This window comes from Pseudomonas sp. DWP3-1-2 (genome assembly GCF_049896285.1).
GTDB lineage: Bacteria > Pseudomonadota > Gammaproteobacteria > Pseudomonadales > Pseudomonadaceae > Aquipseudomonas.
The window spans coordinates 601,150-625,521 of sequence record NZ_JAFCTZ010000003.1 but is presented as its reverse complement, the minus strand read 5'-3'; the positions used below and the strand labels follow the sequence as shown (position 1 = coordinate 625,521).

Annotated in this window: 22 protein-coding genes, 4 tRNA genes and 1 pseudogene; 11 read left to right on the top strand and 16 right to left on the bottom strand. The window is 58.9% G+C overall.

The window, feature by feature from the left end:
* Positions 1-147 precede the first annotated feature (147 nt).
* The 6 genes and pseudogenes from phhA to ACP7B0_RS11790 all read left to right on the top strand — a co-directional run.
* Positions 148-969 (top strand): annotated as a pseudogene (gene phhA / locus ACP7B0_RS11815) (phenylalanine 4-monooxygenase); the annotation flags it as partial.
* 16 nt (positions 970-985) lie between these two features.
* Entirely contained in the window at positions 986-1,342 is a 357-nt protein-coding gene (locus tag ACP7B0_RS11810) for a 4a-hydroxytetrahydrobiopterin dehydratase (protein ID WP_426141506.1), read from the top strand.
* Positions 1,342-2,538, top strand: a complete 1,197-nt coding sequence (locus ACP7B0_RS11805; protein ID WP_426141505.1) for an amino acid aminotransferase — start codon at positions 1,342-1,344, stop codon at positions 2,536-2,538. The genes ACP7B0_RS11810 and ACP7B0_RS11805 overlap by 1 nt, the downstream gene beginning before the upstream one ends.
* Before the next feature lie 1,035 nt (positions 2,539-3,573).
* Complete coding sequence (locus ACP7B0_RS11800) at positions 3,574-3,717, top strand: hypothetical protein (protein WP_426141504.1); 144 nt, start codon at positions 3,574-3,576, stop codon at positions 3,715-3,717.
* Positions 3,718-3,802: 85 nt separating this feature from the next.
* Positions 3,803-3,985, top strand: a complete 183-nt coding sequence (locus ACP7B0_RS11795) for a hypothetical protein (RefSeq protein WP_426141503.1) — start codon at positions 3,803-3,805, stop codon at positions 3,983-3,985.
* 193 nt (positions 3,986-4,178) lie between these two features.
* Positions 4,179-5,381, top strand: coding sequence for an MFS transporter (locus ACP7B0_RS11790; RefSeq protein ID WP_426141502.1), 1,203 nt, complete (start codon positions 4,179-4,181; stop codon positions 5,379-5,381).
* On the opposite strand, the gene arfB is transcribed toward ACP7B0_RS11790, so the two are convergent.
* The 5 genes from arfB to ACP7B0_RS11765 all read right to left on the bottom strand — a co-directional run bounded on the left by arfB (position 5,382) and on the right by ACP7B0_RS11765 (position 10,840).
* Positions 5,382-5,795 (bottom strand): alternative ribosome rescue aminoacyl-tRNA hydrolase ArfB, encoded by a 414-nt coding sequence (arfB, locus tag ACP7B0_RS11785; RefSeq protein WP_426141501.1) that lies wholly within the window; start codon positions 5,793-5,795, stop codon positions 5,382-5,384.
* Positions 5,796-5,903: 108 nt separating this feature from the next.
* Positions 5,904-7,313: an amino acid permease gene (locus ACP7B0_RS11780; protein ID WP_426141500.1), complete on the bottom strand. Its 1,410-nt coding sequence runs from the start codon at positions 7,311-7,313 to the stop codon at positions 5,904-5,906.
* Between the two features lie 1,048 nt (positions 7,314-8,361).
* Positions 8,362-9,153, bottom strand: coding sequence for an ABC transporter permease (locus ACP7B0_RS11775; RefSeq protein ID WP_426141499.1), 792 nt, complete (start codon positions 9,151-9,153; stop codon positions 8,362-8,364).
* Positions 9,150-10,082: an ABC transporter ATP-binding protein gene (locus ACP7B0_RS11770; RefSeq protein ID WP_426141498.1), complete on the bottom strand. Its 933-nt coding sequence runs from the start codon at positions 10,080-10,082 to the stop codon at positions 9,150-9,152. The genes ACP7B0_RS11775 and ACP7B0_RS11770 overlap by 4 nt, the downstream gene beginning before the upstream one ends.
* A 134-nt stretch (positions 10,083-10,216) precedes the next feature.
* The gene (locus tag ACP7B0_RS11765; protein ID WP_426141497.1) at positions 10,217-10,840 is read right to left on the bottom strand and encodes a glutathione S-transferase family protein; all 624 of its coding nucleotides are present in this window, start codon (positions 10,838-10,840) and stop codon (positions 10,217-10,219) included.
* A 248-nt stretch (positions 10,841-11,088) separates the two neighbouring features.
* Here ACP7B0_RS11765 and ACP7B0_RS11760 point away from each other — a divergent pair, with 248 nt between their 5' ends.
* Together ACP7B0_RS11760 and ACP7B0_RS11755 are read left to right on the top strand one after the other, a co-directional pair.
* On the top strand, positions 11,089-13,536 hold the full coding sequence (locus ACP7B0_RS11760) for an acyl-CoA dehydrogenase (RefSeq protein WP_426141495.1): 2,448 nt from the start codon (positions 11,089-11,091) through the stop codon (positions 13,534-13,536).
* 85 nt (positions 13,537-13,621) lie between these two features.
* Entirely contained in the window at positions 13,622-14,032 is a 411-nt protein-coding gene (locus tag ACP7B0_RS11755; RefSeq protein ID WP_426141494.1) for a PA2817 family protein, read from the top strand.
* 54 nt (positions 14,033-14,086) lie between these two features.
* On the opposite strand, the gene ACP7B0_RS11750 is transcribed toward ACP7B0_RS11755, so the two are convergent.
* The 3 genes from ACP7B0_RS11750 to ACP7B0_RS11740 all read right to left on the bottom strand — a co-directional run bounded on the left by ACP7B0_RS11750 (position 14,087) and on the right by ACP7B0_RS11740 (position 15,819).
* On the bottom strand, positions 14,087-14,419 hold the full coding sequence (locus tag ACP7B0_RS11750; RefSeq protein ID WP_426141492.1) for a YnfA family protein: 333 nt from the start codon (positions 14,417-14,419) through the stop codon (positions 14,087-14,089).
* 101 nt (positions 14,420-14,520) lie between these two features.
* Positions 14,521-15,336, bottom strand: coding sequence for an SDR family oxidoreductase (locus tag ACP7B0_RS11745; protein ID WP_426141491.1), 816 nt, complete (start codon positions 15,334-15,336; stop codon positions 14,521-14,523).
* Positions 15,337-15,441: 105 nt separating this feature from the next.
* Positions 15,442-15,819, bottom strand: coding sequence for a DUF2784 domain-containing protein (locus tag ACP7B0_RS11740; RefSeq protein WP_426141489.1), 378 nt, complete (start codon positions 15,817-15,819; stop codon positions 15,442-15,444).
* A 244-nt stretch (positions 15,820-16,063) separates the two neighbouring features.
* Here ACP7B0_RS11740 and ACP7B0_RS11735 point away from each other — a divergent pair, with 244 nt between their 5' ends.
* A complete protein-coding gene (locus ACP7B0_RS11735) occupies positions 16,064-16,222 on the top strand; it encodes a DUF3309 family protein (RefSeq protein ID WP_080481998.1) in 159 nt (52 codons plus the stop codon).
* 133 nt (positions 16,223-16,355) lie between these two features.
* On the opposite strand, the gene nirD is transcribed toward ACP7B0_RS11735, so the two are convergent.
* Together nirD and nirB are read right to left on the bottom strand one after the other, a co-directional pair.
* Complete coding sequence (nirD, locus tag ACP7B0_RS11730) at positions 16,356-16,718, bottom strand: nitrite reductase small subunit NirD (RefSeq protein WP_426141487.1); 363 nt, start codon at positions 16,716-16,718, stop codon at positions 16,356-16,358.
* Positions 16,715-19,279, bottom strand: a complete 2,565-nt coding sequence (gene nirB / locus ACP7B0_RS11725; RefSeq protein WP_426141485.1) for a nitrite reductase large subunit NirB — start codon at positions 19,277-19,279, stop codon at positions 16,715-16,717. The genes nirD and nirB overlap by 4 nt, the downstream gene beginning before the upstream one ends.
* A 539-nt stretch (positions 19,280-19,818) precedes the next feature.
* Here nirB and yegQ point away from each other — a divergent pair.
* Positions 19,819-21,144 carry a tRNA 5-hydroxyuridine modification protein YegQ gene (gene yegQ / locus ACP7B0_RS11720; RefSeq protein WP_426141484.1) on the top strand — a complete coding sequence of 442 codons (1,326 nt, stop codon included), beginning with the start codon at positions 19,819-19,821 and terminating at the stop codon, positions 21,142-21,144.
* A 207-nt stretch (positions 21,145-21,351) separates the two neighbouring features.
* Here the strand turns inward: yegQ and ACP7B0_RS11715 are convergent.
* From ACP7B0_RS11715 to ACP7B0_RS11700, 4 genes are all read right to left on the bottom strand, one after another.
* A tRNA-Gly gene (locus ACP7B0_RS11715) sits at positions 21,352-21,427 on the bottom strand.
* A 2-nt stretch (positions 21,428-21,429) separates the two neighbouring features.
* Positions 21,430-21,505, bottom strand: a tRNA-Glu gene (locus tag ACP7B0_RS11710).
* Positions 21,506-21,609: 104 nt separating this feature from the next.
* Positions 21,610-21,685, bottom strand: a tRNA-Gly gene (locus tag ACP7B0_RS11705).
* Between the two features lie 2 nt (positions 21,686-21,687).
* Positions 21,688-21,763: transfer RNA gene (locus ACP7B0_RS11700), tRNA-Glu, on the bottom strand.
* 284 nt (positions 21,764-22,047) lie between these two features.
* On the opposite strand from ACP7B0_RS11700, the gene ACP7B0_RS11695 reads away from it, so the two are divergent.
* Positions 22,048-22,806, top strand: coding sequence for a hypothetical protein (locus ACP7B0_RS11695; protein WP_426141482.1), 759 nt, complete (start codon positions 22,048-22,050; stop codon positions 22,804-22,806).
* A 135-nt stretch (positions 22,807-22,941) separates the two neighbouring features.
* Here the strand turns inward: ACP7B0_RS11695 and ACP7B0_RS11690 are convergent, their stop codons facing one another.
* On the bottom strand, positions 22,942-23,424 hold the full coding sequence (locus tag ACP7B0_RS11690; protein ID WP_426141480.1) for a GAF domain-containing protein: 483 nt from the start codon (positions 23,422-23,424) through the stop codon (positions 22,942-22,944).
* On the bottom strand, positions 23,421-24,311 hold the full coding sequence (locus tag ACP7B0_RS11685) for an ATP-binding protein (RefSeq protein WP_426141478.1): 891 nt from the start codon (positions 24,309-24,311) through the stop codon (positions 23,421-23,423). The genes ACP7B0_RS11690 and ACP7B0_RS11685 overlap by 4 nt, the downstream gene beginning before the upstream one ends.
* Positions 24,312-24,372 lie beyond the last annotated feature (61 nt).

The following is a 24,372-nucleotide window of genomic DNA, read 5'->3' as shown; positions in this document are numbered from 1 at the left end:
TTTCGATTTCTTCTGCCGTAAAGAATTCGTTACGAAAACATCAGGCAAGACAGCTCCAGCCCTCGGGACACGCCTTACTAAACGTTAAGGAACCGGTATTCATAGCCTCAGGCGTCGGACACTTATCAGAACAATAGAGCCCAGGAGAGCAGCATGAGCCAGACACGCTACGTGGCACGCGAACCCGATGAGCACGGATTCATTGAGTACCCACCCGCCGAACATGCCGTCTGGAATACCTTGATCACGCGCCAGATGAAGGTCATCGCGGGTCGTGCCTGCCAGGAATATCTGGACGGGATCGAGCAACTGGCGCTGCCTCACGATCGCATTCCGCAGTTGAGCGAGATCAACGCGGTACTGGGGGCGACCACCGGCTGGCAGGTGGCACGCGTTCCGGCCCTTATTCCCTTTCAGACCTTTTTTGAGCTACTGGCCAGCAAACGATTCCCCGTCGCCACATTCATCCGCAGCGAGGAGGAACTGGACTACCTGCAAGAGCCCGATGTCTTTCACGAAATATTCGGCCATTGCCCACTGCTGACCAACCCATGGTTCGCAGAATTCACCCACACCTACGGCAAGCTCGGCCTGAGCGCCACCAAGGAACAACGTGTCTATCTGGCGCGTCTGTACTGGATGACCATTGAGTTCGGCTTGGTGGACACACCGGAAGGTCGACGGATCTACGGTGGCGGCATCCTTTCATCGCCTAAAGAAGCGGTGTACAGCCTCTCTTCCGAGCCTGAGCATCAAGCCTTCGATCCCCTGGAAGCGATGCGCACCCCGTACCGAATCGATATCCTGCAGCCTTTGTATTTCGTCCTGCCCAACCTCAAACGTCTGTTCGATCTGGCCCATGAAGACATCATGGGCATGGTTGAACAAGGCATGCAGCTGGGCCTGCACGCACCGAAATTCCCACCCAAAAACCCTTCAAGCGCTTCATCAAAGACTCAAGCGGCCTGAACAGGAATCCAAAACCATGACTACTCTGAACCAAGCCCACTGCGAAGCCTGTCGTGCCGATGCACCGCAAGTGAGCGATGCCGAATTACCCGAGCTTATCAAGCAGATCCCGGACTGGAATATCGAGGTTCGCGATGGCGTGATGCAGCTGGAGAAAATATTTGCGTTCAAGAATTTCAAATTTGCGCTGGCATTTACCAACGCGGTCGGCGAAATTGCCGAAGCCGAAGGTCACCACCCCGGCCTGCTGACTGAATGGGGTAAGGTGACCGTTACATGGTGGAGCCATTCCATTAAAGGGCTGCACCGCAACGACTTCATCATGGCTGCCCGCACCGACGAGGTGGCCAAAGGCGCCGAGGGCCGCAAGTAATGCATTTCACCGATATCCAGCGAGTACCGGGCGATCCGATTCTGGGTCTGATTGACGCCTACGCCGCCGATACGAATCCGCATAAATTTGATCTGGGCGTCGGCGTCTACAAGGACGCCATGGGCCTGACCACCATCCCTCGGGCGGTCAAACTCGCCGAACAGCGTCTGGTCGATGCACAGATGACCAAGACCTACATTGGCGGCCATGGCGAACCTCGCTTCGGCCGTCTGATCAGTGAGCTGGTGTTGGGCGCAGGTTCACCGCTGTTGAACGAGAAGCGCGTCAGCGCGACCCAGACCCCAGGTGGCACCGGGGCCTTGCGCCTGGCCGGGGATTTCATTGCTGAATGCCTGCCGGGACGCGGTATCTGGCTCAGTACTCCGACCTGGCCTATCCACGAAACCATCTTTGCCAAGGCCGGCCTCAAGATCAGCCATTACCCATACGTGGGCAGCGACAATCGCCTGAACGTCGAGGCGATGCTCGAAACCCTGAACACCGTGCCCACTGGCGATGTGGTGCTGCTGCATGCGTGCTGCCACAACCCGACCGGTTTCGACTTGTCCCATGAAGACTGGCGCCGGGTACTGGACATCGTTCGCAGCCGCAATCTGCTGCCACTGATCGACTTCGCTTATCAGGGCTTCGGTGACGGACTGGAAGAGGACGCATGGGGTGTTCGCCTGTTCGCGGCCGAACTGCCAGAGATGTTGATCACCAGCTCCTGCTCGAAAAACTTCGGCCTGTACCGGGATCGCACCGGAGCCTTGCTCGTCGTCGCAGGTGACGCCGAGAAATCTCAGGACGTACGCAGCCAACTGTCTTCGATTGCCCGCAACCTTTGGTCCAGCCCGCCTGATCATGGTGCCGCCGTGGTCGCGGAAATTCTCGGCAACCCCGAGCTGAAAAGCCTGTGGGCCGATGAAGTCGAGGACATGCGCCAGCGCATTGCGCAGCTGCGCAGGGGACTGGTGGAAGCGTTGACGCCGCTGGGCCTGGGCGAGCGCTTCGCGCATATTGCGACCCAGCGCGGAATGTTTTCCTACACCGGACTGGACAACGATCAGGTGGCCCGCCTGCGCCATGAGCACAGCGTGTACATGGTCAACGCCGGTCGTGCCAACGTCGCGGGCATCGACGCAACGCGGCTGGATCAACTGGCCGAAGCGATTGCGGCAGTGTGCAGGGATTGATCGAGCACATCCTGTAGATACTCTGTTGCAGAGTATTGGAATCGCAAGCATGTCCAGCAGCGGAGGCGACGCACAGTCGCCTTTGCGCCCTTACGGCTGCCTATAAAACAAAAAGCCACTTTGTCTTGGCAAAGTAACGAAACCGTCCGCTCCTTTGTCCAGCCCCTGCTTCGCAGGGGTTCCCTCACTCCGGCATCGCTCCGTGGGTCGCCGCAAAGGGCCATACCTGGCCCAGTGCGGCTAATTCGGCATCCATGCCGAATTCCCCACTACGCAATACCTGCGCTCGGCCGGCCACAAGTCGCAATTGTCGTCACCCTTGAGTCCTGCGCACATTCACCCGCCCAAGGCTGGAGGTGAGTCAGGCAAAAAATACCGCCTGAAAAATCCGCCATGCGGGTGTGCTTTTGCTTTGCTTTTCCGTGCTGCGATCTGGCAGACACCGCCAAACGCGCGTCGGGAGGCTGAGTGGAGGTGTTGGGGTGGGGTGCGCTCGCCAAGGACGCCGAGCGAGCGCCGTTGGGCCATGGATGGCCCGTCGGCGCGTCGCCCCACCACGACACTGGAGCGAAGGAACCCCTGCGCAGCAGGGGCCGGACGTCTGCGCAAACGGTTTTCGTCTATTTTGCCACGACAAAATGGACCCGGCCGTCAGGACGCAACCTCAGTCCGCAACGCTGAAAATGGTATGAGTGCTACCCGATTCAACAGGCGCCACCCACATGGATCGTCACCTCGCCAATGCGCGCTGGCGACATACAAGGAGCGCCCGGAGGTGACGACGGCCGCGATGACGGTGTATCAGACAAACCGTTATCGCGGCCTCGCGGCAGTCGTGCCCCCCACTATCGACATACTCCAACGACCGAGCGGGGTCTTGCTCCCCGACAGCAAAATCCGATTTTTGTTTCCGTACATGACCAACGGTACAGATAAAAGTCTATTTGTCATTTGCTGTGCTGTATCCTGCCCAAGCTTTTTTAGAAGCACGGTTCTATTCAGCAACTAGAAAAATCTTGCGAAGGAGCGACGACGATGCATGAAATCCCAAACTTCCCCCCGAGCCAGAATGAACCCGCGCAGTCGACATTGGCGCAGTTGGAACTCGGCCAGGCGGTCGAAATGAAGGCCAGCAGCACCCAAACCGAAGATTGTCAGCCAGCCTGCAGCGAAGACTGAGGGCGATTTTTTTCAGGCGTATCGAAAACCGGTTCCGCTGAGTTTCCATACGCCTGAAAATGCCAGACACACGTAGACTCCCGCCATGACCGAATTCACTGAAACCCAAGCCAGCGTCCTGATCGGTACTGCCGAGAAGATGATCAACGTCTGGTCGCGCCTGAGCCCTGAGAAGAAACAAGCCCTGCTGGACCGCTTCGGCAATCAGGAAAATGCGCTGGCCGCGCTGGTGACCACGCAACTGGTCGCACCTGCCAAACCTGAATAGCCCTGCGTATCTCGACCGAGCTTACCCGCTCCCGATTGCCCCTGTAGCAGTGGTCAAAAGGATCAGGACTCTGTGCCCTCCCCGCTTCACGTATACGCCGCTATCATGGCCCCCCTGATCAGCCCAAACTTCTGCTCATCCCGCTAACACCATTACGCTCTGCCCTCAGCGCTGCAAACCGGACCGCTTACTCATGTCAGATACTCAACCTCCCCTACGTCCCATGGCGGTCACGCTGCAGGTCGTTTCCATCGTGCTGTTTACGTTTATCGGCTACCTGAACATCGGCATCCCGCTGGCGGTCCTGCCCGGTTATGTCCACACCGACCTGGGCTTCAGCGCTGTCGTGGCCGGGCTGGTGATCAGCGTGCAATACCTGGCGACCCTGCTCAGCCGTCCTTACGCCAGTCGCATCATCGATAATCTGGGCAGTAAAAAGGCAGTGCTGTTTGGCCTGACCGGTTGCGGGCTGAGCGGCGTACTCATGCTGGTATCGACGTGTCTGCAAGGCTGGCCGATGGCGAGTCTGGTCTGCCTGTTCATGGGTCGAGTGGTACTGGGCAGCGCGGAAAGTCTGGTGGGCTCGGGGTCAATCGGCTGGGGCATCGGCCGCGTCGGCGCGAATAACACGGCCAAAGTGATCTCCTGGAACGGCATTGCCAGCTATGGCGCACTGGCTATTGGCGCGCCCCTGGGCGTGCTGATGGCGAACGAACTGGGCCTGTGGACCATGGGCGTGAGCATCATGTTGCTGGCCGGCCTGGGCCTGACGCTGGCCTGGAAGAAAAAAGCCGCACCCATCGTGCAGGGCGAACGTCTGCCGTTTCTGCACGTGCTGGGCCGGGTCTTCCCTCACGGCATGGGGCTGGCCTTGGGTTCCATCGGTTTTGGCACCATCGCCACCTTTATTACCCTGTACTACGCCAGCCACAACTGGGCCAACGCCGTGTTGTGCCTGAGCCTGTTCGGCGGCTGTTTTATTGCTGCACGGCTGTTGTTCGGCAACCTGATCAATCGCCTGGGCGGTTTTCGGGTGGCGATTGCCTGTCTGTCGGTTGAAAGCCTCGGCCTGCTCCTGCTCTGGCTGGCACCTTCGCCCGAGCTGGCGCTGACCGGCGCGGCCCTGACGGGGTTCGGCTTCTCTCTGGTGTTCCCGGCACTGGGCGTCGAAGCCGTGAACCTCGTTCCGGCCTCCAGCCGTGGCGCGGCGGTGGGGGCTTATTCGTTGTTCATTGATCTGTCATTGGGCATTACCGGCCCGTTAGCGGGCGCCATTGCAGGAGGATTCGGCTTCTCGTCGATCTTCCTGTTTGCCGCCATCGCCTCCCTCAGCGGTCTGGGCCTGAGCATCTACCTGTTCAAGCAGGCCGCCGCGATGCGGCAACGAAGCGCCTGATCAGAAGTCCACCTTGCCGCGCCCGGCCTTGATCGAACCGCGTTTGGTCTTACCCTCGAGTCGACGTTTTTTCGACCCTAGGGTCGGCTTGGTCGGGCGGCGCTTCTTTTCCACCTTGGTGGCGTTGACGATCAGCTCGCTCAGGCGCTCCAGCGCATCGGCGCGGTTCTGTTCCTGGGTGCGATATTGCTGGGCCTTGATGATGATCACCCCGTCGCTGGTGATGCGACTGTCGCGCAGGGCCAGCAGCCGCTCCTTATAGAACGCGGGTAACGACGAGGCGTTGATGTCGAAGCGCAAGTGCATCGCGCTGGACACCTTATTGACGTTCTGGCCGCCTGCGCCCTGGGCGCGAATCGCAGTCAGTTCGATCTCGGCATCCGGCAGATGCACGTTGTTGGAAATCACCAGCATGGGTCAACGCTACAGTCGAACGAGGGCCGTCAGGATAACCGCTGTGCCCATAAAAAACCCGGTTGCAGACTTGAACACTGCAGACCGGGTTTTTAACGCATTGTGATTTCAGCCAGCCTGATGCAAGGCCGTCGCCGCTCCGCGCTTGCTCTTGATGCGATAACAAACCCACATCACCAGCAGCCAGACCGGAATCGCAAACACCGACACCCGGATACCCGGAATCATCAGCATGATGCCCAGAATGAGCACCACGAACGCCAGACAAATGTAATTGCCGTACGGATACCACAACGCCTTGAACAGCGGCACTTGCCGGGTCTGCATCAGGTGCTGACGGAACTTGAGATGGGAATAGCTGATCATCGCCCAGTTGATGACCAGTGTGGCAACCACCAGTGACATCAGCAGTTCAAGGGCGTTTTGCGGGATCAGGTAGTTGAGCAGCACCGCGACGAACGTGACCAGCGCCGACACGAAAATCGCCCGCACCGGAACGCCCCGCTTATCCACCTGTGCCAGAGAACGCGGCGCGTCGCCCTGCTCGGCCATGCCCAGCAACATGCGGCTGTTGCAGTAAGTGCCGCTGTTGTAGACCGACAAAGCGGCCGTCAGCACCACAAAGTTAAGGATGTGCGCGGCCGTGTCGCTGCCCAGCATGGAGAACACCTGCACGAACGGGCTGCCGCTGTACTCGTCACCCGAAGCATTGAGGCTCGCCAACAGACTGTCCCATGGCGTGAGCGACAGCAGCACCACCAACGCGCCAATGTAGAAAATCAGAATCCGGTAGATCACCTGATTGATCGCCTTGGGGATCACGGTACGGGGCTGATCGGCTTCGGCAGCGGTGAACCCAAGCATTTCCAGGCCGCCGAACGAGAACATGATAATCGCCAGGGCCATCACCAGCCCCATGACGCCATTGGGAAAGAACCCGCCATGCTCCCAGAGATTGCTGACCGACGCTTGTGGCCCGCCATTCCCGCTGACCAGCAGGTAGCTACCCAGGGCAATCATGCCCAGGATCGCCACGACTTTGATGATGGCGAACCAGAACTCCGCCTCACCGAAGACTTTGACGTTGGCCAGGTTGATCGCATTGATCATGAGGAAGAAAACGGCTGCCGACGCCCAGGTCGGGATTTCCGGCCACCAGTAATGAATGTACTTGCCCACGGCCGTCAGCTCGGACATGCCCACCAGGATGTACAGAATCCAGCAGTTCCAGCCGGACAGGAACCCGGCAAAGCCGCCCCAGTATTTATGGGCGAAGTGGCTGAAGGAGCCCGCGACCGGCTCTTCGACGATCATTTCGCCCAACTGACGCATGATCAGAAAGGCAATGAAGCCGCAAATGGCATAACCCAGAATCATCGACGGCCCAGCGGACTTGAGCACGCCGGCCGACCCCAGGAACAAGCCGGTGCCGATGGCGCCACCCAGGGCGATCAACTGAATGTGTCGGTTTTTCAGGCCGCGTTTAAGCTCGCCGGAGGACGAGAGGTGTTCACTCATTGATAGTCACCTGATTGTTTTTGTCTGTGACGGAATCGAACCCGCAACGTTTATGGCGTCGCGGAATGAAGTGCACAAGGTGGTGGGCCTTGAACGGAGTTGGATGCGCGAGTACACGGGCAAGCCACAGAAAAAACGGGGCGGATTGTACACCTTTAGGGAGGGTTGGCGTTTGCGCGGATTGTCGCAATTGCAGGTATGTTTGGCCGGTGCCATTACTCCGTGGGTCGCAATCGAGTCTTCAGTAGGACTTGCGTGCCTTCACTTGTTCCGGTCTGGTCAATTCCGTTGGAGCGCGGCTTGCCCGCGAAGAAGCCGGTACATTCGCCGGCTGCTTCGAACCTGAAACATTGCCTTCGCGAACAAGTCGGAACGCCGTTCGCACGCTCCAACAAGCCAAGGTCCATCTGGAAAATCGCTTCGGCGGTTGATTCTGGCTTTTCCGTGCCGCGATAGCCCAGACACCGCCGAACGCGCGTCGGGAGGCTGAGCGGAGGTGTTGGGGTGGGGTGCGCTCGGCATGGATGCCGAGCGAGCGCCGTTGGGCCATGGATGGCCCGTCGGCGCGTCGCCCCACCACGAGACCGGAACGAAGGAACCCCTGCGCAGCAGGGGCCGGACGTCAGCGCAAACGGTTTTCGTCTATTTTGCCACGACAAAATGGACCCGGCCGTCAGGACGGAACCTCAAGACGCAGCAACGCGAATGCTGTTGCTGCCACCCGATCCAAGACGCGCCAACTTGGGTCGTGGGTTTCATGTGTGTATCCGGCAGCGGCAGTGACGCCGAATCAGCTCTGCGCCCTTACGGCCACCTCTGAAACAGTCCCCTCCTGCCTCACTCCGTGGGAGCGAGGCTTGCCCGCGAAGGCGTCATTTCCGGTTGGGTGATCCGGAGGACGTACCGGCCTCTTCGCGGGCAAGCCTCGCTCCAACAAGACCGTCCAACTTTTTGGAGGTCAGTTCAACATTGTCGTGTGTTTGCTACGCGACAGCGCGACGCCTGGACGACAGCGCAATCCCTACGATTCAACGAGGCTTCCTGATGCTTACTGCCGCATCCCCCGCCCGCTGACCAGCAACCGCGCGCAGCCCAGATAAAGAACGATGGTCGCAATCACCATGAACGCCAGGGCAATGCTGATGCGGATGTCAGAAACACCGAGGATGCCGAAGCGGAAGGCGTTGACCATGTGCAGAACCGGGTTGGCCATGGAAACGGTCTGCCAGAACGGCGGCAGCAGGTTGATCGAGTAGAACACCCCGCCCAGATAGGTCAGCGGCGTCAGCACAAACGTCGGGATGATCGAGATATCGTCGAAGTTGCGGGCAAATACGGCGTTGATAAAACCCAGCAGCGAGAAAATCGTCGCCGTCAGTACCACCACCACGACAGTGATCCCCAAGTGATGCACTTGCAGATCGGTGAAGAACATCGACAGCAAGGTCACGATGACGCCCACCATCAGGCCGCGCAACACGCCACCCAGGACATAACCGATCAGGATGGTGTGCGGCGAAACCGGCGAGACCATCAGCTCTTCAACAGAGCGCTGGAACTTGGCACCGAAGAAGCTCGACACCACGTTGCCGTAGGAGTTGGTGATCACCGACATCATGATCAGGCCGGGCACGATGTACTGCATGTACGTGAAGCCGCCCATGTCGCCGATCTGCCGACCAATCAGATTGCCGAAGATCACGAAGTACAACACCATGGTGATCGCAGGCGGCAGCAGGGTCTGCGGCCAGATGCGCATGAAGCGGCGGATTTCCCGGTAGACGATGGTGTTCAGCGCGATCAGGTTGGGGCGCAGTTCAGAGGTGGTTTCGTGACTCATACCGCCACCTTCTGGAGATTTTTTTCCACCAGGGACACGAACAGCTCCTCGAGGCGATTGGTTTTATTGCGCAGGCTCAGCACTTCAATGTTCTGCGCAGCGAGTTGGCCGAACAACGCAGTGATACCGATATTCTTGTCGACCTGGACCTCCAGCGTGTGGCTGTCGACCAGCCTGCTCGGGTAGCCATTCAACTTCGGCGCGTTCTGGTAAGAGCTCTTCAGATCCAGCAAGAAGGTTTCGACCGTCATTTTATTGAGCAACTGCTTCATGCTCGTGTTCTCGACAATCACGCCGTGGTCGATGATGCCGATGTTGCGACACAACTGCTCGGCCTCTTCCAGATAATGCGTGGTGAGGATGATCGTCGTGCCTTGCTCGTTCAGCTCGGTCAGAAAGCTCCACATCGAACGACGCAGTTCGATATCCACCCCGGCAGTCGGCTCGTCGAGGATCAACAGACGCGGCTCATGAACCAACGCGCGGGCAATCATCAGGCGACGCTTCATGCCGCCGGACAGCGAACGCGACGGCACGTCGCGCTTGTCCCACAAGCCCAGTTGCGTCAGGTAACGCTCGGCGCGTTCCTTGGCGATTTTCATCGGGATGCCGTAATAGCCAGCCTGCGTGACCACGATGTCGAAGGCTTTCTCGAACTGGTTGAAGTTGAATTCCTGGGGCACCACGCCGATGCAGCGCTTGAGCGCCGCCGGCTCGCGGTCCAGGTCATGACCAAAGATATTCACGGTGCCGCTGGTCTTGTTGACCAGGGTCGAGATGATGCCGATGGTGGTGGATTTACCGGCCCCGTTGGGGCCAAGCAAGGCGAAGAAGTCACCTTCAGCGACATCCAGATCGATACCACTCAGGGCCTGGAAACCGTTGCCGTAGGTTTTGGTTAGCTGCCGGATGGACAGAGCGGAACTCATATCGGAAAACGCACCCATTGAAGGAGAAGTGAGAATAGATGAGGGTCGAGGTCGCTGATTGCAACCGCGAAATAGCCTGGCAATGGTGCTTGGCTACGCCGGTCAAGTACAGCGACATCTATTGATAGTACTTATCAGGTCAACGCGGTCATCACCGCTGTTTGATAGGCCGGGCGCGCTTTCAGGCGCTCGTACCAGGCTTGGAGGTGATGCATTGCCGGACGTTCAATCGGCATTTCGAACCAGGCGTAGATGAAGCTGCCCAGCGGGATATCGCCCATGCCGAGTTCGTCACCGGAGAGGTAAGGCTGGTTCGCCAGGGCTTCGTCCACGACCAGCAGAAGACTCTGCACGGTTTTGATCGCGCCGTTGATCTGCACCCAGTCCTGCTGCTCGGCCGGGGTGCGCAACACGCCCCAGAACACATGACGAAACGGTTCGGCAAAGGTCGAGGTGGTCCAGTCCATCCACTTGTCCGCCGACGCCCGCGCCTGAGGATCGCTGGGGTACAAGGCCGAATCCGGGGCATAGCGCGCAGCCAGGTAACGCACGATGGTGTTGGACTCCCAGAGCACGAAATCGCCGTCCTCGATCATCGGAACGCGACCATTGGGGTTTTTCGCCCGGTACGCCTCCCCATCCACCAGACCGAAGGCGCCACCGGCCTCCACGGATTCATACGGCAAACCCATCTCTTCAGCGATCCACAGCGCCTTGCGCACGTTGGACGAATTCCTGCGACCCCAGATTTTCAGCATTGAGCAGTCCTCCAAGAATGCGCTTCAAGATCGACGCGCTAATAAGTGCCGGAAGTTTACGCTTATCAAACTCTGCTTTGTTGGGGCGAGCGGGCGGCGATCCGGCTTGCCCGACGCGCCTTTGCCCACACACCGAACTCCCGAGCGTGGCCAGGGTCACTATTGGTGCTCGCCGGCCGTGCGCTTGACGAAACCGGACCTGGCTATTGATAGTGGCTTCTTACTGCTGTCATCACGGAGGATTACCTATGCTGTTGTTGTGGATTGTAGTGCTGGTTGTCGGGACTGCCTGGCTGGCCCATCGGCGTGTAGCACCGATGCCCGCGTTGGGCGCGGTGGCGGTTTTTCTGTTGGCCATGGGCGCGTTCAGCCATGCGCCGGGCTGGCTGCTGGCGATTTTCTGGATTCTGTTGCTGGCCGTGGCCTTGCCGCTGGCGTTGCCGGATCTGCGTCGTAAACACTTCACGGCCCCGATGTTCTCCTGGTTCAAGAAAACATTGCCGCCCATGTCCCAGACCGAACGCGATGCCATCGACGCAGGCACGGTCTGGTGGGACGGCGAGCTGTTCAGCGGCCGTCCGGACTGGGACAAGCTGCTGGCCTACCCGAAAGTCCAGTTGACCGAAGAAGAGCAGGCATTCATTGACGGCCCCACTGAAGCGCTGTGCGCCATGGTCACCGATTGGGAAATCGGCCAGGCCATGGATCTGCCGCCTCAGGCCTGGGCGCATATCAAGGAACACGGCTTCTTTGCCCTGATCATCCCCAAGGAATTTGGCGGCAAAGGGTTCTCGGCTTACGCGCACTCGCAAGTGGCCATGAAACTGGCGACCCGCAGCGGCGATCTGGCGTCCACCGTCATGGTGCCCAATTCCCTGGGGCCAGCCGAACTGCTGCTGCATTACGGCACCGACGAGCAGCGCAACCACTACCTGCCGCGTCTGGCCCGGGGCGATGACATTCCATGCTTCGCCCTGACCGGCCCGCTGGCAGGCTCAGATGCGGGCGCGATGCCCGACACCGGGATTATCTGCAAAGGCCAATGGCAAGGTGAAGAAGTCATCGGTCTGCGCCTGAACTGGGAAAAGCGTTACATCACCCTCGGCCCGGTCGCCACCCTGCTGGGGTTGGCGTTCAAGGCCTATGACCCTGAGCATCTGCTGGGCGACGAGGAAGACATCGGCATCACGCTTGCGCTGATCCCGACCGATACCCCCGGCGTAGAGATAGGCCGGCGTCACCTGCCGTTGGGCGCAGCCTTCATGAACGGCCCCAACTCCGGCAAGGATGTGTTCATCCCGCTGGACTACCTGATCGGTGGCCAGGAAATGCTCGGCAAGGGCTGGATGATGCTGATGAACTGCCTGTCCGTGGGCCGCTCCATCTCGTTGCCCGCCGTAGGCACCGGCGCGGCCAAGTTCACCAGTCTGGTGACCGGCCAATACGCGCAGATACGCGAGCAATTCAACGTACCGCTGTCGGCGTTCGAAGGTATTCAGGAATCACTGGCACGCATCGGCGGCAACGCGTGGCTGATGGACAGCGCCCGCATGCTGACTGCCAATGCGGTGGATCTGGGTGAAAAGCCATCGGTATTGTCGGCCATCCTCAAGTATCACCTGACCGAACGTGGCCGCGAATGCATCACCCACGCCATGGACGTGCATGGTGGCAAAGGCATCATCATGGGCCCGAACAACTACCTGGGTCGCAATTGGCAAGGTGCGCCGATCTTCATCACTGTCGAAGGCGCGAACATTCTGTCGCGCAACCTGATGATCTTCGGGCAGGGGGCGATTCGCTGCCATCCGTTCGTTCTGAAAGAAATGGCCCTGGCCGGCCGTGAAGACCACGACCAGGCGCTGGTCGAGTTCGATACGCTGCTGCTCAAGCACATCGGCTTCGCGGTCAGCAATGCGGCCAGCACGTTTATCCTCAACCTCGGCTTCGGTCGCTTCGAGGCCGCGCCGGGCGACGCGCTGAGTCAGGATTACTTCCGGGCACTGAACCGTCAGGCAGCGGCGTTCGCCATGCTGGCGGACCTGAGCATGATGCTGCTGGGCGGCGAGCTGAAACGTCGTGAACGCTTGTCGGCGCGCCTTGGCGACGTGTTGAGCCATCTGTATCTGGCTTCGGCAGCGCTCAAGCGCTATCACGATCTGGATTACCCGCAGCACCTGCAACCGCTGTTCCGCTGGGCCATGGAGGAAGCGCTGGGCGAATCGGAACGGGCGCTGGATGAACTGCTCACCAACTTCCCGAGCCGGGTATTGGGCTGCGTGTTGCGTGTCATTACCTTCCCGTTTGGCCGCCGTCACAAAGGGCCGTCGGACGCGCTGGATGCTGAAGTCGCCAGCGTATTGGGCCGCGCCAAGGGTGATCCCACCCTGGAAGAGCTGCTCGCCGGGTGCTACCGCCCGCAATCCGCCGACGATGCCGTGGGCGCGCTGCAACATGCCAGTGATCTGTTGAACGCTGCCAAACCCCTGCACAAAAAACTGCACATCGCCGTGAAAGGCAACCAACTGCAACCCGCTGCCGGTGAACACGTTATCGACGCGGCACTGCATGCCGGGGTGTTGCAACCGCTTGAGGCCGAAACCCTGCGTACCGCCGAAGCCGCACGGCGCAAGGTGATCGACGTCGATGATTTCGACAAGCAAGAGCTGACGCTGGGCGAGGGCAAGATCCGTTAAACGATAGATCTTGTCAGACCAACCACACAGCGGGCGCGCAGAGCTTTATACTCTCGCGCCCGTTTTTGCTATTGAGGATTGCACCATGGCCGACGCCACTCTCGACCACCAGCTGAACCTGCTGGCACATCTGCGCAGCATTCTGGTCGCGCTGGGCGAGGCCGAACAGGTCCCCGAAGAAAGCCATGCGCTGTTCATGGAGCGCTTTGACGAACTGTTGACGCTGTTACCGCAGGACCCGATCGAAAGCCAGTACCTGGGCCAGGACATTCTTTGCCAGGTGATCCAGCGCTACCCGCAAATCGCCCATCTGGTCCCTCGGGATCTGCTGTGGTTTTTCGCCGGAGACTGCCTGCACTTCATGCCGGATGAAGAAATCGCCCTGTACCAATCCTTGGAAGAGCGCCGATACGAAGCGGAGCAAAATGAAGAACCGTTCGACTGGAACCGGGAAAAACAACTCCTGGCCATGCCGTCTCAGGGCAGCAAGCACTGAAGGATGTTTCGCTGAATACGACTGACCGGTGTGAGCTCCGAGCAGACTCACTCATCACGGGGCCGACCAACGCGGCCCCATCAGAATGATCGTGGCGCCCACCACGCATAACGCGGCGCCCAGCCAGTCGCTGTTCAACGGCCTGACGCGCTCGATAACACCGAGCCAGGCAATGGACGCAACAATGTAGATACCGCCATAAGCGGCATAGGCGCGCCCGGCGTAGGCGGCTTCGACACGCGTCAGCAAGACCGCAAAAACCGTCAGGCTGAGCAACGCGGGGATGATCCACAACGCGCTCTTGCCCAGCCGCAGCCACATCCAGAAGGCATAGCAGCCCGCAATTTCGAACAAAGCAGCCAGAAAAAACCACAGGTAATTGAGCACGGGAACGTCTCGTCAAAGGTTGCCAGCGAATGGCGGCAACCCTATCAGAAAACGCCAGTGAACCCCGTCATCCTGAGACGACTGCGCTGCGCGCAGAAAGCTTATTCCCTGCCCTGTTTCGCTTTGGCGCGCATTTTCTCGGACATCCCCGCCATTTCGTCATACAGCAAGTGTGGATTCTTGCGTTTGAGCTCCCACGCCATACGCCCTTGCTCATGAGGCAGGATCATGAATTCGCCCTGAGCGACTTGCTCGAAAATGTAGTCGGCAATTTCGCTGGCGGTAATGGGCGAGCTTTCCAGCAACTTGCCAACCTGCGCCTTCATGGCGGGGGTCGGCCCTCGGAACGAGTCCAGCAGGTTGGTCTGGAAAAACGACGGGCAGACCACATGCACGCCGATTTCCTGTTGGCGCAGTTCAACCAACAGGCTTTCCGACAACGCCACCACACCGGCTTTGGCAACGTTGTAATTGCTCATGGCCGGGCCCTGCATCAAGGCCGCCATGGACGCAATATTGATGATCTTGCCCTTGCTGATGTCGAGCAATGGCAGGAACGCCTTGCAACCTTTGACCACCCCCATGAGGTTGATCGCGATCTGCCAGTCCCAATCCTCCAGAGACAGTTCGCTGAAGAAACCACCCGAGGCGACCCCGGCATTGTTGACGATGATGTCGATGCCACCGAGCTTCTCTTCACACGCCTGTGCGAAAGCGGTCAATTGGCTGTAGTCGCGCACGTCACAGCGCTGAACGAAACCATCGCCGCCTGCCTCGCGGACGAGCCTGAGCGTTTCCTGTAACCCCGCGTCGTTGACGTCCGACAACGCCAGGCGCCAACCCTCCCGGGCCCAGCGCAGGGCGATTTCGCGACCCAGGCCAGACCCGGCGCCAGTGATCATGATGCGATTTTGCATAGGGAAACGCCTTGTCGTTGCGAAGAAGATAGGCCGCAGTGTAACCACTGCAAATCGCGAATCGACCTACCATCAGAACGCTGAATGACTCAGGCAAACCAGGCGCTACACAGATTTTCGCCGCGGCCACAGTCGACGCGCCAACCAGCTGTAAACCACCACATTGCAGAGCACGACGACACCCCCCAACCACAGTTGAATCTGGGGCGTCAGGCCCACGGGATAAATCAGCGGGATCAGGTAATGCTCAATAAAGCCGCCGCTGTAGCCTTGCATGCCGGCACGGCTGCGAAGCGTATTTTCCAGTGGAGTCAACGGGCAGTAAAAATGGAAAAACTCCACAACGGCCCCCCACACCACCGCTGGAATGTGCAGCCACCCGACCCAACGCCAACGCAGCACCAGCAGCCCGCCAAACAAGGCGAACAGAATGAACAACACATGAACCAGGACGACGGCGTCGGCTGCCAGACGAAAAAACATGGATAAAACCTGCGGTGGTACGCTAATGAAAGCGTGATCTTTAAAGTCGCGATAAAGTTCAATAATCTTCTAACAACTCGACAGTCTGTTATTTTCGGATTTTATTAAACACCTCATGGACTTTTTTCAACAGGCGACAGTCGGAGTAGTGATGCAACAAAAAACGTTACGCCTGTCTGGCAAGAGCTTGCACTGTTGCTTGAACTGCTATTCGCCACTCCACGAACACTAGAAGGAACTCGTCATGGGCATCGGCACAATTCTTATCATTATCCTGATCTTGCTGCTGGTCGGTGGTCTGCCGGTATTCCCGCATTCCCGCAGCTGGGGTTACGGGCCGTCGGGCATCATCGGTACCATCCTCGTTATTCTGCTGATACTGGTATTGCTCGGAAAGATATAATTTCCAGGCTGCTGATAAAAAACCCTGTCAATTTGACAGGGTTTTTTATTGGCCGGGATAAAGCCGCTGGGAAAGTGCTGAACAAATGCCTCAATTAAGCAGCCCTTCCTGAACTTGACGGGCCACCGCGTGGCTACGAGATGTCGTGATCAACCGCGATCTGCACCTCCTCCCCCTGCAAGCGCACCGGCCAGGTTCTAAGACGCTGGTCGGGGTACTCGACGCAGCTTCCATCACACAAGCGAAAGTGCTGCTTGTAGAGTGGCGATGCGATCACCAGTTCACCCTTGATGCTGCCGATCAACCCACGACCAATGACATTGACGCCCGATTGCGGATCGCGATTGTCCACCGCATACAGGGTTTTACCCTCGGCGCCGGACAGGTAGAACAACGCGACCTGGGCGCCGTCGAGCCATACCACCACCCCGGAGTTGCGCACCAGATCCTGTTCGGTGCAGACCGGGTGCCACGAGACGGACTGTGTCGGGTTCATGAAAGCACCTCTTCGGTGACGGGGATCAATTTGAGCTCAGTGGCCGTTGCCGGCCGACGCTGGCCGCGCTCTTCAACAAAATGAATATCCGGGTCTGCGCGCTTGTCGTTGACGAAGGTGCGGAAGCGCTTGAGTTTTTCCGGGCTATTAAGGGCATTTGCCCATTCGCACTCGTAGCGATCGACCACCCATTGCATTTGCCCCTCCAACTCAGCCCCCAGGCCCAGGCTGTCATGGATGATCACGTCCTTGAGGTAATCAAGGCCCCCTTCAAGGCTTTCACGCCACACGGAAGTGCGTTGCAACTTGTCTGCCGTGCGGATGTAGAACATCAGGAACCGGTCGATGTAGCGAATCAGGGTTTCATCATCCAGGTCGGTAGCAAACAGCTCTGCGTGGCGTGGCCGCATACCGCCGTTGCCGGAGATATACAGGTTCCACCCCTTCTCGGTGGCGATCACGCCCACATCCTTGCTCTGCGCCTCGGCGCATTCTCGGGTGCAACCGGAAACCGCAAACTTGAGTTTGTGCGGCGAGCGCAGCCCCTTGTAACGGTCTTCCAGGGTCAGGGCCATTTTCACGCTGTCCTGCACGCCATAACGGCACCAGGTACTGCCGACACAGGACTTCACCGTGCGGGTGGACTTGCCATACGCGTGCCCCGTTTCAAAACCCGCCGCGATCAGCTCGGCCCAGATGTCCGGCAACTCATGCAGTTGGGCGCCGAACAGGTCGATCCGCTGACCCCCGGTGATCTTGGTGTAGAGGTCATATTTTTTGGCGACCACCCCGATGGCAATCAGCTTGTCGGCGGTAATCTCACCTCCGGCAATGCGCGGAACGACCGAGTAGGTGCCGTTTTTCTGCATGTTGGCCATGAACGTGTCGTTGGTGTCCTGCAACGGCACCAGTGAGGCGTCCATGATCGGCTGGTTCCAGCACGAAGCCAGAATGGAACCCACCGTAGGCTTGCAGATGTCGCAGCCGACATGCCCGCGACCGTGTTTGGCGAGCAGTTCTTCGAAGGTCGACACGCCCTCGACCCGAACCAGCGCATAAAGCTCCTGACGGGTGTAGGCAAAATGCTCACAGAGGCTTTTGTCGACGCTGACGCCTCGGGCACTCAATTCATGTTCGAACACGGTTTTGAGCAAGGCAGCGCAACCGCCGCAGCCGGTGCAGGCTTTGGTCTGGGCTTTGACTACACCCAGATCGGTACAGCCGCCGTCGATGGCCGAACAGATCGCGCCTTTGGTCACGTTGTGGCAGGAGCAGATCGTGGCGGTTTCCGGCAACGCGGCTGGCCCTAGGGTGGGCGCGCCCTCGGAGGAAGGCAGGATCAGGCTGGCCGGCTCCTTGGGCAGCATGATGTTGTTCTGCATGTATTGCAGCAAGGTGTCGTAGTAACTGTTATCGCCCACCAGCACCGCGCCAATGACGTGCTTGCCGCTGGCATCCACCACCAGCCGACGATAGCTGGCCGTGGTCTGGTCGATAAACTGATAACTGCGCGAGCCCGGCGTATGGCCATGAGCATCACCGATGGAGCCCACGTCGACACCCAGCAACTTGAGCTTTGTGGACATGTCGGCGCCCATGAACGGGTCACACTCCTTGCCACTCAACAACGCGGCAACGCCACGGGCCATTTGGTAACCGGGCGCCACCAGGCCGAAAATACTGCCGTTCCATGCCGCGCATTCTCCGATGGCATAGATGTGCGGATCGCTGCTCTGGCATTGGCTGTCGATGACAACACCGCCACGCGGACCGATCTCCAGACCGGACTGACGCGCCAGGGCATCCTGGGCGCGGATACCGGCGGAGAACACGATCAGATCGGTCTCGAGGAATTCATCGTTACCGAAGTTCATCCGGTAGCGGTACTCCTCGCCAGCCGTGATCGACTGTGTGCCCCGAGATAAATGCACGCCGACGCCCAGTTTCTCGATCCGGTCCTTCAGCGCAATGCCGCCCTGTTCGTCCAGTTGCACGGGCATCAGGCGCGGCGCGAATTCCACGACATGGGCTTCCAGGCCAAGGCTTTTCAGCGCGTTGGCCGCTTCCAGACCCAGCAGACCGCCACCCACCACCACACCGCGAATCGCGTTGGTCGCCGCGGCGCGGATAGCGTCCAGGTCTTCAAGGGTGCGATAGACCAGGCGCGAATCGCCGTGGGCCCCGTCAATCGGCGGCACAAAAGGATAGGAGCCGGTGGCCAGCACCAGCTTGTCGTAGTGCACGCGGCCAGTGGCGGTCACGACCTGTTGACCGTCGCGGTCGATCTCCAGCACTTGCGTCCCCAAATGCAAGGTCACGCCTGGCGTCTGGTACAGCGCCGCATCGGAGAGCGCCAGCGACTCGGCATCGCGTCCGGAGAAATACTCGGACAAATGCACCCGGTCGTAGGCCCGCATCTGTTCTTCGCCGAAGACATGCAGTTGGTAGTCATTCAACGCGCCGCCAGCGATCAACTGTTCGACACAATGATGTCCGACCATGCCGTTGCCGATCACGATCAGGGTTTTCAACGTGTCCAAATGAGCCATTTTGGAGTTCATGGATAGCACCCAGCAAAGCCAATCACGGATAAAAAAGCAAAAAAAAGCGCCTGAAACCTTGCGGTTTCAGGCGCCTTTGCCTGTTCATTTGTGGTGTCGATCCGGCCTCTGTGCCTGATTCACCCATCTTGCCCACGGCCTGCTGGCTGCTCGATCTTCGTTGACCGACGGGGCTGTCCACTCGACTGCGTATGCGGTGGACCTGTTGAGTAACCAAGCAGCATCTGTGCCAGCTTACGTCACAGGGGCTAAGCGCCCCGCTGCGAGGCCGTTTTCACCCCTTTCAAGCGGCCTATCATGGGTTCAGGTGATCGTTCAAAAAGGCGAATGACTGCGTTTACCAAGGCGCTCACCGCCTCGGCTTGGTGCATAGGAATCGCGTCCAGCTATATATAAGTGCATGGGAGCCGGGTATCGGGCGACTCGCTTGCCGCTGGATTCGGGCTGATACCCCTTGGCTGTCCGGCGCATAGACCCAGATCAATAAACCTTGCGCGTCGGCAGATTAACCTCAGCAGCTTTTGCGGCAGACCCTTCCCATGCCCCTCTTGAAGCCTGAACTGCTCGCCCCCGCGGGCACGTTGAAAAACATGCGCTATGCCTTCGCCTATGGTGCCGATGCGGTCTACGCCGGCCAGCCCCGCTACAGCCTGCGCGTGCGTAATAACGAATTCGATCATGCCAATCTGGCCTTGGGCATCCGCGAGGCCCAGGCTCAGGGCAAGCGTTTTTACGTGGTGGTCAACATTGCCCCCCACAATGCCAAGCTCAAGACGTTCCTCAAGGACCTGGAACCCGTCATCGCCATGGCACCGGACGCGCTGATCATGTCTGATCCGGGCCTGATCATGCTGGTGCGCCGACATTTTCCGCAGATGCCCATCCACTTGTCGGTGCAGGCCAACACCGTGAACTGGGCCAGTGTCGAGTTCTGGCAGCAGCAGGGCTTGAGCCGCATCATTCTGTCCCGGGAACTGTCCCTGGAAGAAATCGCGGAGATCCGTCAGCAAGTGCCTGACATGGAACTGGAAGTGTTCGTCCACGGCGCGCTGTGCATGGCCTACTCCGGGCGCTGCCTGCTGTCGGGTTACATCAACAAACGCGATGCCAATCAGGGCAGTTGCACCAATGCCTGCCGCTGGAAATACTCGGCCGAGCAGGCCACTGAAAACTCGTCGGGCGACATTGTGCAGATGTTCCAGCCCCAGCCTACCCTTGGCGAGGGCGCTCCCACCGATCAAGTGTTTCTTTTGCAGGAAGCCAATCGACCGGGCGAACTCATGCCGGCGTTCGAAGACGAACACGGCACTTACATCATGAACTCCAAGGATTTGCGCGCCGTGCAGCACGTGGAGCGCCTGACGCAGATGGGCGTGCACTCCCTGAAAATAGAAGGTCGGACCAAATCCCATTTCTACTGTGCGCGGACCACCCAGGTTTACCGCCGCGCCATCGACGATGCGGTCGCGGGTCGCGAGTTCGACCGCAGCCTGATGACCGATCTGGAGTCCCTGGCCCAGCGCGGCTACACCGAAGGCTTCCTGCGTCGGCATGTGCATGATGAATATCAGAACTACCAGAACGGCAGTTCGGTATCCGAGCGGCAGCAGTTTGTCGGGGAGCTGACCGGCGAGCGACGCAATGGCCTGGCAGAAGTTAAGGTCAAGAATCGCTTTAATCTGGACGACAACCTGGAATTGATGACACCCCAAGGCAACTTCCACTTTGATCTGGAGTACTTGCAGAACACCCAGGGTGAAGCAATCGGGGTGGCACCGGGGGATGGGCATACCGTGTATATACCGATCCCGGAAGCGGTAGATCTGCGGTTTGGATTGTTGATGCGAGATGTCAGCGACGACTGAAGCGATCAACTTTACCCTGAACTCCCCCCAAAAAAGCTGGCCGGTCATGTCAGGTCGCTCGCGGCCAGGCTCTCTAGGCGCCTGACACCCTGGGGCCGGCTGAAGCCGGTTCCACGAGGCAGGACCGGCCTTTCAGTTACTGTCCGCAACCTGCTAAATAACGCACACACAAAAACGCCGCTCTATTGAGCGGCGTTTTCATAAATATGGAGCGGGAAACGAGACTCGAACTCGCGACCCCGACCTTGGCAAGGTCGTGCTCTACCAACTGAGCTATTCCCGCAATGGCGTCCCCTAGGGGACTCGAACCCCTGTTACCGCCGTGAAAGGGCGGTGTCCTAGGCCACTAGACGAAGGGGACACGCTAACTGAAACACATGGTGTGTATTTCAGTGCCCAAATCCGCATCCGAAGAATTGGTTCTGGTTTCACTCAACTTCGCCCGAGAGCAAAGCTGCTTAAAAATGGAGCGGGAAACGAGACTCGAACTCGCGACCCCGACCTTGGCAAGGTCGTGCTCTACCAACTGAGCTATTCCCGCAATGGCGTCCCCTAGGGGACTCGAACCCCTGTTACCGCCGTGAAAGGGCGGTGTCCTAGGCCACTAGACGAAGGGGACACACGTACAACATTCACTACTTATTTGCGTTTGGCTGTGTGCTTTACGCTGTAAGTGGCGCGCATTCTATGGATGGATTGAAAGGTCGTCAACCCCATTCTGAAAATTTATCTAAATCAATGACTTCGCCGACCTTCACCCGATTGTCGCGCTCGGGAATGTGCCATGCCAATGGCGCCATGAATACGTAAAGTCCGACCAGTACATCTATGCGCAATAGTGCTTAGCCACTACACTCTGCGAAATTACTTTAAGCAATAGAGGTTCGCGCGGTGACACCACTCATGATTACACTGATGGTTGTAGCTGGCATCGCACTCCTGATCGCGATTGGCTATCTGAACCACGTGGCTGAGAACGCCAAGCTGGATAAAGCACGGGCAAAAGTCGAGCTGGGTGATCGCCTGCGCCGCTGCACTGAAATTTCAGAGACGTTCCCGGGCCAACTGGTCACGCCGGCACTCAAGCTATTGATGACGCGCCTGGAGCTCAACGTCCTGCAGCGCATGTTGACGCTCGATAAAAGCAGCGAACAGATTAAAACCCGCATCGGCGAACTCAATGCACTGGTCGCCCAGGGCGAAGCCATCGTCGTGACGAACCCGCCAAGTCCAATCCTGACTGAAGCCAAGGCCAAGGACGTGCGCTTTCTATTGGAAGCCCTGCATGGCCAGGTCACTCGCGCCGCCCATGACGGCTTCCTGCAGACCAGCGAAGCCAAGCACTGGATCCGCGAGATCCGCAACATTCTGGTCATGCTTCATATCGAGTTCTTCAATAACCTGGGGCAGGCCGCCCTGTCGCAGGATCAACCCGGCCAGGCACGCCTGGCCTTCGAACGCGGCGTGCAGTACCTGCGCAACCAGCCGGATCCGGTCACCTACCAGCACGCACTCCTGGCCATGGAGAAACAACTGGCGCGCGCCAACTCCATGGTATTGACCAACATTGCGCCGACCGAAGACGACGACAACGCCTTGACTGAAGGCTTGAAGGCCGACGAGGTTGAATCGGAGTGGAAGAAAAAGGTCATCTACGACTGATGGGAAGTCCCATCGCGTGGCAACCCCCTCCCCCGCTGGAGCGAGCGGGGGCAGCCGACAGGTTTGACGCAGTGGATTATGCCTTCGCGGGCCAGCCTCGCTCCAACGTGATTCCGCGCCGACACCCAGACCTCATCAGCAGTCAGTAGCCTTCAGAAATATCCGCACCAACGCCTCGATCCCTTGCTGATCCTCTTCCGAGAAACGCCCGACACTCGGACTGTCCAGATCCAGAACGCCAATCAGGCGCGCTTCCTTGATCAACGGCACCACCAGTTCGCTGTTTGACGCACTGTCGCAGGCGATATGACCGGGAAACTCATGCACGTCATGCACACGCTGGGTTTGCCCACTCTGGGCCGCCGCGCCGCATACGCCGCGACCGAACGGGATCCGCACACAGGCGATTTGCCCCTGAAATGGCCCCAGCACCAGCTCTTGCTCACGATTGAGGTAAAAGCCTGCCCAGTTCAGGTCTTCAAGCTGGCTATAAAGAAACGCCGAGAACTGCGCAGCGTTGGCGATAAAGTCGCGCTCATCCGCCAGCAGGGATTCCAGTTGCGCGGCCAGCAGACGATAACCGTCCAGACCGGTCCCGGTAGTGTGTAGATCAATCATGGTTGTTGCTCCAGAAGCTTGAGGCCGACCCAATAACGTGCGAACTGGTAGGCACAGCGGCCATTACGATTGCCGCGCCCGGTTGCCCAGCGGATCGCCAGTTTGTCCAGTTCGTCGTCGCGCTGCCAGACCAGACCGGCAGTCAGTGCCAACTGGGTGATCCAGTGCTCGACCACGTTCAAAAAGTGTTCCTGGGTAAAGGGATAGAACGACAGCCACAGGCCGAAGCGGTCAGACAGGGCAATCTTGTCTTCCACCGCTTCGCTGGGGTGAAGTTCACCGTCGATATGTTTCCAGTTGGCGTTGTCGCTTTCTTTCTCCGGCACCAGATGGCGACGGTTGGACGTGGCATATAGCAGAACATTGTCCGGCGCCTGTTCCAGCGAGCCATCGAGCACGCTTTTGAGCACCCGATAATCACTTTCGCCCGCCTCAAAGGACAGGTCGTCGCAAAACAGCACGAAACGCTGGGGCAGCTTGTGTAACAACTCCACCACGCGAGGCAAATCCCCAAGGTGATCGCGCTCGATCTCGATCAGGCGCAAACCGGCCTGGGCGTACTCGGCGAGCAAGGCGCGGATCAACGAAGATTTGCCCGTGCCCCGCGAGCCCCAGAGCAGCGCGTGGTTGGCGGGCAGGCCGTCGATGAATTGACGGGTATTGCGCCCCAGTTGTTCGCGCTGCAGGTCAACCCCGATGAGGTCGGACAGGCGCATATCGAGACTGACCTCCAATGGCATCAGGTAACCACTGCGTCCCTCTTTAACCCAGCGTGCAGCAAGGGATTTGCTCCAGTCGACGGTCTCCCGAGGCGCTGGCAACAACGGCTCCAGACGCGCAAGAACGGCATCGGCGCGCTCGAGAAAAGCATTCAAACGAGAATCCACGATATCTCCTTAGATAGTTGATAAAGCCAAGAGCTGATCGGCTATGCTTGCCCCGCGAAGA

Excerpts from the sequence above, each read along its gene's own strand:
- ACP7B0_RS11775 (WP_426141499.1), bottom strand. The coding sequence starts at position 9,153 with ATGAGTCACGAAACCACCTCTGAACTGCGCCCCAACCTGATCGCGCTG.
- ACP7B0_RS11805 (WP_426141505.1), top strand. The coding sequence starts at position 1,342 with ATGCATTTCACCGATATCCAGCGAGTACCGGGCGATCCGATTCTGGGT.
- ACP7B0_RS11765 (WP_426141497.1), bottom strand. The coding sequence starts at position 10,840 with ATGCTGAAAATCTGGGGTCGCAGGAATTCGTCCAACGTGCGCAAGGCG.
- ACP7B0_RS11790 (WP_426141502.1), top strand. The coding sequence starts at position 4,179 with ATGTCAGATACTCAACCTCCCCTACGTCCCATGGCGGTCACGCTGCAG.
- nirD (WP_426141487.1), bottom strand. The coding sequence starts at position 16,718 with ATGAACCCGACACAGTCCGTCTCGTGGCACCCGGTCTGCACCGAACAG.
- nirB (WP_426141485.1), bottom strand. The coding sequence starts at position 19,279 with ATGAACTCCAAAATGGCTCATTTGGACACGTTGAAAACCCTGATCGTG.
- ACP7B0_RS11735 (WP_080481998.1), top strand. The coding sequence starts at position 16,064 with ATGGGCATCGGCACAATTCTTATCATTATCCTGATCTTGCTGCTGGTC.
- ACP7B0_RS11695 (WP_426141482.1), top strand. The coding sequence starts at position 22,048 with ATGATTACACTGATGGTTGTAGCTGGCATCGCACTCCTGATCGCGATT.
- ACP7B0_RS11770 (WP_426141498.1), bottom strand. The coding sequence starts at position 10,082 with ATGAGTTCCGCTCTGTCCATCCGGCAGCTAACCAAAACCTACGGCAAC.
- yegQ (WP_426141484.1), top strand. The coding sequence starts at position 19,819 with ATGCCCCTCTTGAAGCCTGAACTGCTCGCCCCCGCGGGCACGTTGAAA.
- ACP7B0_RS11780 (WP_426141500.1), bottom strand. The coding sequence starts at position 7,313 with ATGAGTGAACACCTCTCGTCCTCCGGCGAGCTTAAACGCGGCCTGAAA.
- ACP7B0_RS11795 (WP_426141503.1), top strand. The coding sequence starts at position 3,803 with ATGACCGAATTCACTGAAACCCAAGCCAGCGTCCTGATCGGTACTGCC.
- ACP7B0_RS11810 (WP_426141506.1), top strand. The coding sequence starts at position 986 with ATGACTACTCTGAACCAAGCCCACTGCGAAGCCTGTCGTGCCGATGCA.
- ACP7B0_RS11690 (WP_426141480.1), bottom strand. The coding sequence starts at position 23,424 with ATGATTGATCTACACACTACCGGGACCGGTCTGGACGGTTATCGTCTG.
- ACP7B0_RS11740 (WP_426141489.1), bottom strand. The coding sequence starts at position 15,819 with ATGTTTTTTCGTCTGGCAGCCGACGCCGTCGTCCTGGTTCATGTGTTG.
- ACP7B0_RS11760 (WP_426141495.1), top strand. The coding sequence starts at position 11,089 with ATGCTGTTGTTGTGGATTGTAGTGCTGGTTGTCGGGACTGCCTGGCTG.
- ACP7B0_RS11800 (WP_426141504.1), top strand. The coding sequence starts at position 3,574 with ATGCATGAAATCCCAAACTTCCCCCCGAGCCAGAATGAACCCGCGCAG.
- ACP7B0_RS11755 (WP_426141494.1), top strand. The coding sequence starts at position 13,622 with ATGGCCGACGCCACTCTCGACCACCAGCTGAACCTGCTGGCACATCTG.
- arfB (WP_426141501.1), bottom strand. The coding sequence starts at position 5,795 with ATGCTGGTGATTTCCAACAACGTGCATCTGCCGGATGCCGAGATCGAA.
- ACP7B0_RS11745 (WP_426141491.1), bottom strand. The coding sequence starts at position 15,336 with ATGCAAAATCGCATCATGATCACTGGCGCCGGGTCTGGCCTGGGTCGC.